This window comes from Streptomyces sp. NPDC053048, from assembly GCF_044547045.1.
In the GTDB taxonomy this organism is placed as follows: domain Bacteria; phylum Actinomycetota; class Actinomycetes; order Streptomycetales; family Streptomycetaceae; genus Streptomyces.
The window spans coordinates 194,543-207,412 of sequence record NZ_JBITZS010000002.1; the positions used below are offsets into that span (position 1 = coordinate 194,543).

The window sequence follows — 12,870 nt, forward strand, 5'->3', positions numbered from 1 at the left end:
TCACTCGTTTTGCATTATGCAAAGCTTGTCAAGGGGAGGGGCGACAGCGTGGAGTCCGGCACGGTAGAAAGGGTGTCATGCCCAAGCGTGCCCGCCCGCTGCCACAGGGCCCCGATGACGTCGCCGCGGTGACCCGTGCGGTACTGACCGCCTCACGTGTCCTTGTCGCCGTCTCGGCGCGGTCGCTGGCAGCAGTGGAGGACCGGGTGACCCTGCCTCAGTTCCGGCTCCTGGTCGTGCTCTCGACGCACGGTCCCGTGAAGCTGGTGAAGCTCGCCGACCTGCTCGGCGTCAACCCGTCCACGGCGATGAGGATGGTCGACCGGCTCCACACGGCCGGGCTGATCTCCCGGGAGAGAGATCCCGGCAACCGGCGGGAGACAGTGACGCGCCTGACGCCGGAGGGGCTGCGCATCGTCGACGAGGTGACCGGCCGGCGACGCGAGGAAGTCGCCGCGATCGTCGCCCGCATGGCTCCTGCTCAACGGGACGCGTTGGTCGAGGCGCTGACGGTGTTCGCCGAAGCCGGTGAGGAGCCCAGGGTGACCGAAACCGCGCAGGACGTGTGCCCGCTGGGCTGGGACACCCCTCTCGTCCGGCCCCGGGCATGACCCTCCACCCACCCTGCCGGGACCGGTCACGAGGAGCGCGGGTCAGCGGAGAGTGCGCCGCCGGTGGCGACGCCGGGATCCATGAACCGCGGGAACGGACTGTCCGGGCAGGTGCGGGGTCGTCCCGACGAAAGCGGTGGTGAAGAACCGGTCCAGCCGGGGCAGCCGGGGCAGCCGGGCGAGTTTCAACACGAGCCGCCGAGCCAGCACCTGACCGCCGGACTCCGGAAGGTCCCAGCGGGCGCTCTTACGGGCCACCCGCTGCTTGTTCTCCACCACCGGCTTCCACGTCCGTTCGTAGCGGGCGAGCGCCGTGGGCACCGGGACGCCCGCGACGAGCTGATCGGCCGGCAGACACGCACCGGCGATCCCCAGGGACGCGCCCTGTCCGGCCAGCAGGGACACCGCTCCGCACGCGTCTCCCACCAGCGTGACGCGGCCGTTCCCCCACCGCGGCATCACGACCTGAGCCACCTGGTCGTAGTAGATCCCTGGCGGCGGGCACTGAGCCAAGGCGCGGTCGGCCATCCATCCGCACCCGGCGTACTCCTTCCGCAACGCGATCCTTGCGCTCCGGCAGGTCCGCGGAGCGGGCATGGTGCACGGCGAACGCGGCCACGCGTCCGTCCCTGAGCGCATAGAAGCCCACCTGCCGGCGCGGAGTGTCCGTCAGGCAGAACCGGCCCCGGACATCGACATGCAGGAGAGAGTCGCCGAAGAGGAAGGCGGCTGTGTGGAACCCCAAGTACCGCAGGAAGTTCCGCTCGTCGCCCAAGGGCATGGCCCGGACCGTGGAGTGGATGCCGTCCGCACCGACCAGCAGGTCCGCGGCAAGCACCTCACCGCTGTTGAGGAACACCCGAATGCGGTCGGTCCCGTTGTCGATGTGTGTCGGGCTGGTGCCGTACCGCAGCTCGACGCCCGACGGCAGGTTCTCGCGCAGTGCAAGCTCCAGATCGGGGCGCATGATGTTGATCAGCCGACCGCCGACCGCCCTGGCGAATCGGCTGTAGCTCAACGCCCCCCCCCGCACTCGCCCCGCTTCGTCCAGATAACATGCCTCCTGCACCCGGTAGCCCAGCTCCTGCAATCTGGGCGCCAGCCCCATGTCCTTCGCGGCGTCGTAGCCGGGGCCGAAGAAGTCGATCACGTATCCCTCGGGACGGGGAGCCGGTGCCTTCTCCAGGACGACGACCTCCCAACCCGCGCTTCCCAGAGGCCGGGTCAGTGCGAGACCCGAGATTCCCGCGCCGCAGATCACAGCCTTCATCGGTGGGCAACACCCTTCGTACGGTGATGGATCACGGCCTGCCGGACCGGAACGTGTGCGGTCTTTTCCCGGTGCCTCGCGCACGTCACAGCAGCGGTCACCGGACCCGAACCCACACAGCCTTGGAGGGAGTGCCCTCCTGGTCGGTGACGAAGAGCATGTACCACCCGGACGGGACCAGCGTCGCGTCATCGGGAACGGTGACGGTCACCCGGTCCCCGCTGATGCGTACGCGCAGGGCCACCGAACGCTGGTCGACGTCGGTGACGTGGGTGGCCGATCCCGGATGGATCAGACGGGCCGCCTTGATGCGGAAGGCGTCGGGGGAGGTGAAGGACACGCCGCCGCCCCGGGCGGCCTCGGCGCGGTCACCGCCGTGCAGCACGGGCCGCGCGCCACGATAGAGGTAGGGCGGGGAATAGACCTCGACGCGCTGTTCGAATGCGCCGGGCCGGGTGTTGTCCTTGTCCCCGAACAGCGGGTCGGAGCCGAAGACCGCCACACGCCCGTCGGGAAGCAGCAAGGCCTCCGTGTGGTAGTCACGGCCCACGGACGGATCAGCGGCCGGCGTGAACTTCTCCGAGGCAGGATGGTAGATCTGGGCCTTGAGGATGTCGCTCTTGCCGCGGCCCCGGTAGTCCTTCGAACCACCAGTGGTGAAGACGGTGTCATCGGGGAGAATCACGCTGTTGAGGTAGCGCGTCCTCTCGGTGAGATCCGGTCCGCGGCGGAAGCGCGGCCGCTCGTCCTTGAGGTCGACGATGGCCGTGCGCGCGGTCGACTTCTTGGACTCCCCGACCCCACCGCCACCCAGCACCATCACTTTCTGTTCCTGGGCCGGTGGCAGCAGTACGGACGAGGAGGTCTCGAGAATGTCGGCGTCCGCGAGCCCCGGCACTTCCCGGAAGGTGTTGCCCTTGACGTCCCACACCCCCGGGACGCGTCCGCGGTCAGCCGGGCCGTAGCCGGCATTGGACCCCGAATAGAAGATGCTGCCGCCCTGGGTGAGGAACAGCGAGGGATAGGTGGGGAAGTAGCGACTGGGCGCCTTGGACCAGGTTCGCGCCCGCGGGTCGTAGACCTCGTTCCTGCCCGGTACGACCTGCCCGATGTCGTCCAGCCCGGACACCGCCAGCACACGGCCGTCGGCGAGGGTGACCAGCGTGGGATACCAGCGGGCCTCGCTCATCGAGTCCACCTGCACGTACTTCTCGGCCACCGGGTCGAACTCGTACGCCTCCCGGATTCCCTGGAAATCCTTCTTGTCCATCCCCAACTTGTTGGCCAGACCGTAGAAGTTGTCCCGGTCTCTACCCTGCAGGCCCTCGATGGTGTACTGCTCGGAGGTGTTGGTGATCCCGTCGGCGCCTTCCACAGCCGACTCGACGTAGACCCGCGCCTCGCTCGCGGTCACTGTGATCTCACCGGACTCCTGGTCCTTGCGCTTCCTGGCCACGGGAACCCGTACGTCGACCTGGGAGGTGTACGTCCTGCCCTCCGGGGAGCGGAAGATCGTTCCCTTGGGGAACGTCCGGGCCTGGTCGGGGTCCTCGTTCTTGACGAGCATCGCGCCGCCCGCATGCTTGACATCACCCTTGAGCACCTCGTACCGAGCCGTCCCGCCGGCGATCAGCAGCCGTCCGTCCGGCAGTTGGGTGTGACCGCCGCAAAACATGTCCTTTGGCGTGGGGATCTTCCGGAAGGTGTTATTCACCGGATCCCACAGCGTGCTCTTGAACGTGCCGCCCTGGAACAACTTGATACTGTTTCCCGACCCGGCGATCAGCAGGACCTTTCCTGTGGGGAGAAGCGTCGCGTGGATGGAATTGACCTGGAACTTCTTCGGCATCCCGGCAATCCGCCAGTACCCGTACTGCTTCTTGTACTCGGGCTGGTTGATCTCGTATTCGTGGTATCTGGCCTTCGTGTAGGTGATCGCGGCGGGCGCGTTGAGCCCCGCGAGAACGACTGCGGCCGTACAGCCCAGCAGGACGCTGCGTGTCCTGCGGCTCGGGTACCTCATCCCTCACCACCTCATCCGGAAGCGGCCCCTACCGCCCCGCGCGGATCCTTAGCGCCGGCGGCGGCGAGCACCATGAGACTGTGCAAGGTTTGCACAGGACAAACATCCGGGGGCGAAGTTGCCGCACCTCGCCCGAAAGAGCACGCATCCCCCACGTCGACGTCATAGACACGCACGCGTTTCGAATGATCTTTCGATCTTGATGTGACTCAACGCGTGGTCCAGCACAGTGATGCCGCAGTAAATGCGTACGCCTCGCCCGGAGGCCGGAACAGTCCGCCGCAGGTCACGACGGTCACGTCCGGGGATCCGTCGCAGTAGATCCGGTATTTGCTGCGGTAGTTGCGAACGCGTCTCCGCGATCGAGCTTCCGCCCGAAATGTGGTTCTACTGTGCGGACTTGAGGGGAGGGCACTGCCGGTGCCCGACGCGGACCAGGCCTGGCGCCAGGCTGTCTGCCTGGGTCATGCCTCCAGATCCTCCGTCACGGGCAGGCACTCGGCGAGCAGGTCGACGACGTCGCGCCAGGCTCGCTGTGCGTGCTGTGGGTGGTAGCCGATGCCGGGGACCGTGGGATGGTCGACCGACGGGTGGTGGAAGGCGTGCAAGGCGCCGCCGTAGACCGCGAGGCGCCAGTCGACGCCCGCGGCCTGCATCTCTGCGGTGAACGCGTTCCATTGCGCGGGCGGCATGATCGGGTCTTCCGACCCGACCCCGGCCCACACCGGGCAGCGGATGCGCGCTGCCTCGCCCGGTCGGCCCGTGGTCAGTGCGTTGACTGTCCCGATCGCGCGCAGGTTGACGCCATCACGCCCGAGTTCCAGTGCGACGGCGCCCCCGGTGCCGTAGCCGACGGCGGCGATCCGGTCCGGGTCGGTCCGCGGTTCGGTGCGCAGCACGTCGAGCGCCGCATGGCCGATGCCCCGCATCCGGTCGGGATCAGCGAGCAGTGGTATGCAACGGGCCAACATCTCCTCGGGGTCGCCCAAATAGCGTCCGCCGTGAAGGTCGAAGGCCAGCGCTATATATCCCAGCTCGGCGAGAGCATCGGCCCGGCGGCGCTCGACGTCGCTGAGCCCCATGCCCTCTGGTCCGAGCAGCACCGCGGGCCGGCGGTCGACACCGGCCGGGAGAGCGAGGTGCCCGATCATCATCAAGCCGTCCGCCGGGTACTCGACCGTGCGCGTCGTAATCGTCGTCATGAGACTGGACTGTAGTGATCACCGAGCCCGTCCGGCCGGTGTTCTGCCGCTGGCAGAACAGCGCCGTGTCCCTCTGAAATACGAGGGCCAAGTGCTCAGGGCTTCAAGATCATCTCGTTGCCCCTTTGGCGCATACCTCGGCCAAACCCCCATCCGTGTCCACCGAGCCCTGCCATCTTCCAGCACAAGCCACGTCGGCACCCGCATCGCCGCGTAACCGAGCGCGAACGCGACGCCCACGAAGCCCACATCGGGGCAGGGCCGGGGCCGGGTGTCCAGCAGTTCGCGTAGGAGCGGCACGTACGGTCCTACAGTCTGCAGCGCCAGCGCTGCCGCGAGCACCAGGGGCCAGGATCAGCACGCCACAGGTGATCTCGAAGGCCCCGCCGATTGGTGTGACCAGGAACGAGGATGCCGACGGCCCATGCGACCGTCCGGCGGGCGGACGAGCCGGCGGGCACCTTTATGCGCCGGCTCAGCGCCCAAAACGGCCCGGCCGCATCACCCCAACGCCGCCGCGACCGCCCTCCACCAGCAACCGCAGCCGGTTTACTCCCATTGGGCAAGGCCGAGTTGTCCGGAGGCGGTAGCCCATTGCCACGTCCATGGTGGAGAGGAGGTCCGGAGGCGCACCCCCTCGTAGGATGCCGATGACCGGGCGGTGAACGGGCCCGGCGAGAAGGGGGCGGCAAATGGGCGGCATACCGGGCGCACGCGAGGAGCTGGACCGGCTGGGACGAGCTCTGCGTACGCAACTGGTCGAGCTGATCGACGACCTGACCCCCGGCGGCGATCTGCGCCTGCTGTTTCTCGACGAGCCGAAGATCGTCGATTGGCATGAACCGCTCCGCTACGAATACTCCAGCTCCTTCAGCGGGAAGCGCCCCGCGCATATCGGTGCCGCCGACATCGTGTCCCGCGCGGCAGCCCTGCTCGGCTCGGCGGGCTGGGAGGTCGCGACGTCGCAGGAGGAGGCCGGCGGGCGGCCCCGGACCGTGGTCACCGGCCGTCGCGACGGCTGCGGCATCGAGGTCCGTGCGGTCGACCACATGTCGACCGTATGGTTCAGCGGGCAGACGCCGGCGATGGCCTTGTACGAGCCGGAAGAGTTCCAGTGGCCCGAGCCGGTGCGCACAGCCGAGACCATCACGTCCGGATACGTGCTGTGCTACGAGTGCGACGGTCTGGGCTGGTGCCCCGGATGCGGGGGACGCGGCTGGGCGCACGACGAGGCCCGCGGGCGAAAGAACTGCTCGGCATGCCACCGCGACCGCGTTTGTCTGATCTGCCGGGGCGCGGCCCAGCTCGCCATCTCCCAGTTGTCGCCGTACCAGCGGGGCTACTACCCCGAACTGGGTTAGCTTGGCCCTCAACGCCGAGGCCGCATTTCGACTGCCGCCGCCAAGGATCAAGGTCAGAGCACGTGCCTGACGATTACCGCCCGTCGTAAGAGGGCTGTGCAACCAGCACCGGGCCCGCAGTCCACGTGGTGACCACTGGCTGCGCCGACGACGCTGCTGGTGGCCTCGCCTACCGTTACAACCTCACGGCTGTGGCCGCCGAAGCAGTCATCGCCTGCGGCGACGCACACCGGGCAGGCAACGGGAGCCGCGGTGCCGAATGCATGCGCAAGGTTGGTTCGGCGCTACGGGACGTCGAGGCAGCTGTATGGGCAGCGCGCCGGACCCGAGGCGTCACCACCGCTCGGCGGTCTCACCGTCGCAAGGCCCTGCACCAGCACGCGGGGCAAGTTGTCGCCCGTCTTCGGGCAGCGGAGGAGCGCCTCGACACAGTCCCTGCCGAAGCGCTGAGCGAACTCGGGGGGCTTCTGCTCACCATCGCCGAACGCCATAGCCAGGGACGAGTCGGCGCCTTGCTCGACGAGACCGAACTTGATGGCATCACCCCGCCCGTGACCGTGAGACGCTGCGACTGGTCGCCGTAGCTGGTCTGACCGCGGCAGGCGCCATCACCATCTCACCATTGGGCTTGCCGGACGCGGCCATGGGGCCAGCCGTTGCCGCAGTGGCAGTGTTTGCCGTCGCATTGGTCTACCGGCGGCGCGCCTTGCGGATGTTGCAGGTCCTCCCGTCCCCATTCGGCAGTGGCGGCCAGCAACGGTAATCCCTCAATGGCATAGTTGCGCCGCCCCTGTGGCACTCAGCCGCTGCAGCACATCAACGCCAGCCCCCGGAATCCGGGGATCCTCCACATACATGAGAGAAGCGGCATCCATACGGCACCCTTCGCTAGTCGGCGTCTTTCTTGTGGCGCGGCCCTTCAGTTGGGCCAGGACCACACTCAACCGGGGGCGCTGCTTGGCACACCCGAACGGCGGCGACTCGACCGGTGAAGACGGATAAGGCTGCTACGTCACACACCACATCGAGCCCCCACAGGGCTGTGCCCACGACCACAGGGCGCTGCTGGTTTCCGAACAGCGGAGGGTGGAGGGCCGGGTGCGGCGGTCTACCTGGCGACCGAGGCAGGGATGCAGGCATTGGCAAAGGACCGCAGGGTCTGGTCGCGCTGGCGCGCGAGGTGCTCGCGGGCGAAGAACGCGCATCTTGAAACCGCCCCGGCCGAAAACCGGGGGCGAATCAGGCTCCGAGGCCGTGGTGCCGGTGGGTGTACCAGCCAGGCGCGTTCGAGGGCGTCGAGGCGGGCGCGGGCAGGCGGTAGTTGGAGGAGTCCGGTTGTCATCAGACCGGCGCCGGTGGCGGCGAGGGCGCCGGCGATGACGTCGGCCAGATAGTGGACGCCCAAGTAGATGCGAGCAAGGCCGGTGCCTGCGGCGAACAGCGTGCCCAGGAGCAGGGCCAGCGGCCGCCAGCGGCGGGTGGCCAGGGAGACGGGGTGAAGCCGGTGACGATGGCGGCGTGGCCGCTGGGGAAGCTGTGCGGGTTGTCCGGGGCACTCACACAGACGCTTCGGGCACGGCTACGGCCCCTCTCGCCATGCAGCGCCGCTCTTGCCTCTCCGCGGCATCCGCCGGGTGACGGATGGCGTCGGTCACGTCGACAGAATGAAGGCCATGAGGCACATGACGACGACCGAGACGTACAGGACCACCTGATAGCGGGCAGGGTACTCATACGTGTCCCTCTTCACGCCCCGGCGCAGTTCGTCGCCGTATTTGAGGAACAGCTTCCTGGACGGGAACAGGCCGATCGTGAGCCCGATCAGGGCGAAGGAGTAGAGAACCAGCATCTGGCGAGCATTCCAGTGCTGGTACTGGAGACGGCCCACTGCGATCATGCCGAGACAGCCTCCGACGCACAGGACGAACAACACCACGGTCAGCTTGCGCGTCTTCGTCCACCTGTCAATGGCGAGGCAGAAGACGACGGTGGAAACGGCTGCCATCAGCAGCAGGTGGGGCAGCGGAAGCAGTGCGAGCACGACGGGTCCTTTCGGCAGTGCTCAGCGGGCCGGCGGCAGGTGGGCCGCCGGCCCTTGCTACGGGATTTCTACCTCACGTCTGCTCTTATCCCCTCACGTCTCCTCAGAGGACGGAGCTCAGCACGCCGGTGACCGGGGATATGAGGTCGTGTCCGAACTGCGAGACCTTCGTGACGACCTTGCCACCGCCGAGAGCGCCGATCCACTTGGACTGGCCGAAGGTGATCACGCCAAGGGCCAGGCTTCCGAGGGACGACTTGAACTCGCTGCTCGTGAAGCCGTAGCCGATACCGGTGAACAGGGCATTGAGTCCGCCGAACGCGAGGGAGGTGTAGGCGAAGCCGGCGGCGACCGCTTCCAGGGGCGGGAAGAACAGGCCGCCGATGCCGCACAGGGCGGAGGCGAATCCGGTGCCGATGCTGAGCCAGTTGGTGGCGTTCGCCGCCCACCGGGCGCCTTCCTTCCACCAGGGAAGGCCGCCCTTGACGCTGTCGTTGTCGGGCGAGTCGGCCGGGTTCCTCCCCGCTTCCTTGGCCTTGCGTGCTTCCTCTGCGGCCTTCCTGGCCGCCGCCGCGATCTCCGCCTTCCGCTTGGCCCCGGCGATCTGGTGTGCCTGGCTCGCGGCCGCTGCCGCGAGCTTCTTGTCCTTCTTCGCCTGCATCTCGGCCGCGTGGGCCGCGGCGGCCGACGCCTGGGCCGCGTTGGACGACGCCACCGCGCGGCGGGCGGAGTCCACGGCACGGTTGGCGGAGTAGTTCGCGGACCGGGCGGCCGTGCGAGCGGTGGCCGCGGCCTGCTTCGCCCGGTTCGCCGAAGCCTGTGCCTCCTTGGCCGACTTCTCGGCGGCATCGGCGTTCGCGTCCGCCTGCTTGGCGTACTCGGCGGCCTTCTCGGCCGACTTCTTGGCCTTGTCCGCCCACTTCACCGCCTCCGTGGCGGCGTCGCGGGCCTTGGCCGCCGCCTCCTGCGCACGGGCGGCATCCTCCTGCGCCTTGTGCGCGATCTTCGCGGCACCGGCGATCGCACCCTGGATTGCGGCGATGTGGGTGGCGGAGTCGTGGTCGAGCTGTGCCGTCTTGTACTGGACCGAGGCGAGGAAGTTGCGGCGCATCCAGGCCGGGCCCTCCAGGGCCGCCTGGGCGTGGGCCTTGGTGTACGGGCCGGCCTTGGCGATGACGGCAGCGGTGGCGACCGCGTCGTCCTCCCGCTGCGCCGCCTCGTACGTCGTGCTGAGGAATTCGTACAGGGCCTGGGCGGTCCCGGCGTTCAGCGCGTCGTTCGCCGCCTTCTTCACCGCGCTGCCGGGGTTGCCCGCCAGGACGCGGGATACGGCGACGCGGTTGTCCATCGCGGCGGACTCCACGACGGCGGAGCCCAGGAACTTCGTAGCGGCATCCGGCTCGTCGCTCTCCAGCGCCTTCGCCGCTGCCTCGGCGACGTCCGGGGCGGCGGTCTGCGCCAGGTAGAGGGCGGTCTCCCGGTCGTCCTGGTTCTGCGCGATCCGCCGGTCGGTGTCGATCCAGGCGTGGACGTCGGCGTCCGTGCCGGACAGGGCGAACCGTGCGGCCTCCCGCGACCAGGTGCCGCGGGAGTCCATCAGGGCGATGGCCGCCTGGCGACCGAGGGTGGCGGCGAGGTTCGTGTCACCCGCCCTGAGCGCCGACTCGGCGCGGGAGACGAGGTCCTTCGTGGCCTGGTCGGCCTGTTCGGCCTGCGTACGCCTCGCGGCGAATTCCGACCTCTCCTGCGCCTCGATCTGCGCGAGCAGGCGGGCCTCCTCGAGCGCCTGCTTCATGTCCTCGTCCAGGCGCTGCCACTCGGCTTCGCGGGCCTTCTTCTCGACCTCGACCGCCTGGGTGACGGCGTCTGTGGCGGTGTTCGCGGCCTTGGTGGCCTCGTTGGCGAACTCGGTGGACTTCTTGGCGTACTCGACGGCCTTCCCCGCGTACTTGACGGCCCACTCGGCCGCCTCCGCCGACTTCTCCGCGTGGGCTGCCGCGCTGTTGGCGGCGTCGCGTGCGGTGCGGGCGGCCGTCGCCGCCGCGTTGGCCAGGGCCTGGGCCGTGCCGGCGGCGTTGGTGGCGATCGCGGCGTTGGCGTTCGCGATCTGTGCCTGCCGCTTGGCCTCCGCGGCCTCCGCCTGCGCCTTGCCCGCGGCCGACGCGGCCGCCGTGGAAGCGTTCGCGGCCGCGGCGGCGTTCCGGGCCGCCGAGGCGGCGGCGGACCCGGCGGCCGCGGACTGGGCCGAGGCGGCGGCGGCGAAGTCGGCGGCCTTGGCCGCGCTACGAGCCTTGGCCGCGGCATTGCGGGCGGCGACGGCGGCGTCCTTGGCGACGGCCGTCCTGGAGGCGTCCTTCGAGGCGGCGATGGCGGCGTTGTACGCCCGTGCGGCGGCTGAGCCGGCCGTGGCCGCGGCCTGGCTCGCGGCGGTGGCGGCCCAGGCGGCGCGGCGGGATGCCTGGACGGCGGCGTGGGAGGCGCGGATGGCGACGCGGGCCGAGTCGGCCGCGCCCTTGGCGGACTCGGCCGCCTTGCGGGCCGCCCGGCCGGACTTGACCACGTCGTCCTGGGCCGCCTTGGCCTCGGCCGCGGCCTTCTCCGCCGCCTCCTTGGCCTTCGCCGCGGCTTCGACGGCGCGGGCGGCGGCCTCCTCGGCCTGCTTCGTCTTCGCGTCGGCCTTCTTGCCCTCACGCTCGACGACGGCGACGAGTTCCTCGATCGTCGCCGCTTCCTGGTCGCGAGCGCGGGCGATGTGCTGGCCGGTCTCGAGGAACCACTCGACGTCGGCGGCCGACCCGGACAGGGCACGCGAGGCGTACTTCCGCACCTCGGGGCCCGCCTCCACCATGAGCTTGGAGGCCTCGACGCGCATGTCCTCCTCGCGGGCGGTGTACTGGCCCTCGGTGAGGAACGCCTCCAGGGCGGCCTGGGTGCCCGCGTCCAGGGCGGCGCCGCCGTCGCGGCGTACGGCCTTGTCCCCGGCCGCCATCACGGTCGTGGTGGCCACGCGCAGGTCTTCCAGGATGCCGGGCTTGAAGCCGCCCTTGAGGTAGTCGGCGATCGCGGTGTCACCGCCCTCGATCGCCGCGGACGCCTCGCGCCGGGTGCCCTTGCCACCTCCGGCGAGGGAGGTCACGATCGCGACGCGGTTGTCCTCCGCCGTGGCCCTGGGGAGTTCGGTCGTCAGAAACGCCTGGATGTCGGCGTCGGTGCCGGACAGCGCCGCCTGCGCGGCGGCGCGGACGGCCTTGCCGCCCAGCAGCCACGCCTTGACAGCCTTCGCCCGGTCGGTGTCGGGCAGGGCGAACGGATCGCCGTCGTCGCCGTCTGCCGGCGGGGTGTCGGCCCGGGCGGCCAGGGGGTTGAGGACGAGGCTCGACGTGGCGGCGACGACCGTGGTGGCCGCGATGGTGCCGAGAACCCGGCGCCTGCTCCAAAACGTGGTGTCCAAAGTGATCCTTCGGGATCGGTGTCCGGCGTCGGCGCGTGTGCGGCGGCATACCGCTGGACAGAGTGTGAGTCAGCCGCGCACATGTCCCCTGTCTGCAGCGGAATCGAGCAGGACAGCTGAGCGGGGACACGGCAGATGCGCGTCGTGAAGATATGTGGGCCGAGCGCCTGTTGACCACCTGCGGGGGCGCCGGGAAGCAATGAGAAAGACCACAAGACCCGTATGTGCCGTTTTGTTGATCAATATTGCGTTAAGGCGATGGCATGGGGTGGGTGCACGTGTTTGAATTCGACGCCTCCGTGACTGAGCGGACCCCCGGCGACACAGCGCTGTCGTTCCGGCGATGGGCGCTCGGCACGGTTCAATTCACCTTTCCATAAGGGAACTTGCATGAAGTTCGCACGGCGGATTATCGCCACCGGTGCGGCTGCCGCAGCGTGCGCTGCCGCGCTCCTCGCCGCCACCCCGTCCTCGCACGACAGTGCACCCCACAACCCGGTGACGGTGGCCGACGGCCGGCCCGGTTACGTGGTCGAGGACTTCAACTACCCGGGCGCCGACAGGATCAAGACGGAGAAGGGGATCACCCTCAAGCGCGGCGACGGGCACATCGTCCTCGCCGACTGCTCCTCCGCGACCGGGCTGATGGAGGTGTGGTCGCGGAAGAACGAGAGGATCTGCTTCCGTACCACCGGTACCTCCGGCTACCTGGCCCTGGAAATCCCCTCGGTGTTCGCGGTCAGGGGCGCAGCCGATCACGCAGCAGACGTCACCCTCACCACACCGGCGAGCACGCCGCAGGAGGTCAAGGTCGCCAAGGGTGACTGGACGCCGGTAGGCGAGTCCACCGATCCGCAGGCCCGCGACTTCGCCCTCGTCGAGATCCGTACGAGCAAGTGACCGGAGAACCA

At 69.2% G+C, this 12,870-nt stretch carries 9 protein-coding genes and 1 pseudogene; 3 read left to right on the forward strand and 7 right to left on the reverse strand.

Going from position 1 to position 12,870, the window contains the following annotated elements; translation table 11 throughout:
• Nucleotides 1-77 precede the first annotated feature (77 nt).
• Nucleotides 78-611 carry a MarR family winged helix-turn-helix transcriptional regulator gene (locus ACIG36_RS06045; protein ID WP_399922695.1) on the forward strand — a complete coding sequence of 178 codons (534 nt, stop codon included), beginning with the start codon at nt 78-80 and terminating at the stop codon, nt 609-611.
• A 42-nt stretch (nt 612-653) separates the two neighbouring features.
• Here the strand turns inward: ACIG36_RS06045 and ACIG36_RS06050 are convergent, their stop codons facing one another.
• From ACIG36_RS06050 to ACIG36_RS06065, 4 genes and pseudogenes are all read right to left on the reverse strand, one after another.
• Nucleotides 654-1,139: a hypothetical protein gene (locus ACIG36_RS06050; protein WP_399924039.1), complete on the reverse strand. Its 486-nt coding sequence runs from the start codon at nt 1,137-1,139 to the stop codon at nt 654-656.
• Between the two features lie 313 nt (nt 1,140-1,452).
• Nucleotides 1,453-2,073, reverse strand: a pseudogene (locus ACIG36_RS06055) (hypothetical protein); the annotation flags it as partial.
• Complete coding sequence (locus ACIG36_RS06060; RefSeq protein ID WP_399922698.1) at nt 1,979-3,904, reverse strand: galactose oxidase-like domain-containing protein; 1,926 nt, start codon at nt 3,902-3,904, stop codon at nt 1,979-1,981. The gene ACIG36_RS06060 and the pseudogene ACIG36_RS06055, both read right to left, overlap by 95 nt.
• A 464-nt stretch (nt 3,905-4,368) precedes the next feature.
• Nucleotides 4,369-5,106, reverse strand: coding sequence for a dienelactone hydrolase family protein (locus tag ACIG36_RS06065; protein WP_399922701.1), 738 nt, complete (start codon nt 5,104-5,106; stop codon nt 4,369-4,371).
• Between the two features lie 692 nt (nt 5,107-5,798).
• On the opposite strand from ACIG36_RS06065, the gene ACIG36_RS06070 reads away from it, so the two are divergent.
• The gene (locus tag ACIG36_RS06070) at nt 5,799-6,467 is read left to right on the forward strand and encodes a hypothetical protein (RefSeq protein ID WP_399922704.1); all 669 of its coding nucleotides are present in this window, start codon (nt 5,799-5,801) and stop codon (nt 6,465-6,467) included.
• Nucleotides 6,468-7,575: 1,108 nt separating this feature from the next.
• On the opposite strand, the gene ACIG36_RS06075 is transcribed toward ACIG36_RS06070, so the two are convergent.
• The 3 genes from ACIG36_RS06075 to ACIG36_RS06085 form a co-directional block, all read right to left on the reverse strand.
• Entirely contained in the window at nt 7,576-8,031 is a 456-nt protein-coding gene (locus ACIG36_RS06075; RefSeq protein WP_399923958.1) for a phosphatase PAP2 family protein, read from the reverse strand.
• Nucleotides 8,032-8,118: 87 nt separating this feature from the next.
• Nucleotides 8,119-8,508, reverse strand: coding sequence for a hypothetical protein (locus tag ACIG36_RS06080; RefSeq protein ID WP_399922707.1), 390 nt, complete (start codon nt 8,506-8,508; stop codon nt 8,119-8,121).
• Nucleotides 8,509-8,611: 103 nt separating this feature from the next.
• Nucleotides 8,612-11,959, reverse strand: a complete 3,348-nt coding sequence (locus tag ACIG36_RS06085) for a hypothetical protein (RefSeq protein WP_399922710.1) — start codon at nt 11,957-11,959, stop codon at nt 8,612-8,614.
• Between the two features lie 390 nt (nt 11,960-12,349).
• Between ACIG36_RS06085 and ACIG36_RS06090 the strand changes: the two genes are divergently transcribed.
• On the forward strand, nt 12,350-12,859 hold the full coding sequence (locus ACIG36_RS06090; RefSeq protein ID WP_399922713.1) for a hypothetical protein: 510 nt from the start codon (nt 12,350-12,352) through the stop codon (nt 12,857-12,859).
• The last annotated feature ends 11 nt before the right edge of the window (nt 12,860-12,870 follow it).

Excerpts from the sequence above, each read along its gene's own strand:
- ACIG36_RS06045 (WP_399922695.1), top strand. The coding sequence starts at position 78 with ATGCCCAAGCGTGCCCGCCCGCTGCCACAGGGCCCCGATGACGTCGCC.
- ACIG36_RS06050 (WP_399924039.1), bottom strand. The coding sequence starts at position 1,139 with ATGGCCGACCGCGCCTTGGCTCAGTGCCCGCCGCCAGGGATCTACTAC.
- ACIG36_RS06060 (WP_399922698.1), bottom strand. The coding sequence starts at position 3,904 with ATGAGGTACCCGAGCCGCAGGACACGCAGCGTCCTGCTGGGCTGTACG.
- ACIG36_RS06065 (WP_399922701.1), bottom strand. The coding sequence starts at position 5,106 with ATGACGACGATTACGACGCGCACGGTCGAGTACCCGGCGGACGGCTTG.
- ACIG36_RS06070 (WP_399922704.1), top strand. The coding sequence starts at position 5,799 with ATGGGCGGCATACCGGGCGCACGCGAGGAGCTGGACCGGCTGGGACGA.
- ACIG36_RS06090 (WP_399922713.1), top strand. The coding sequence starts at position 12,350 with ATGAAGTTCGCACGGCGGATTATCGCCACCGGTGCGGCTGCCGCAGCG.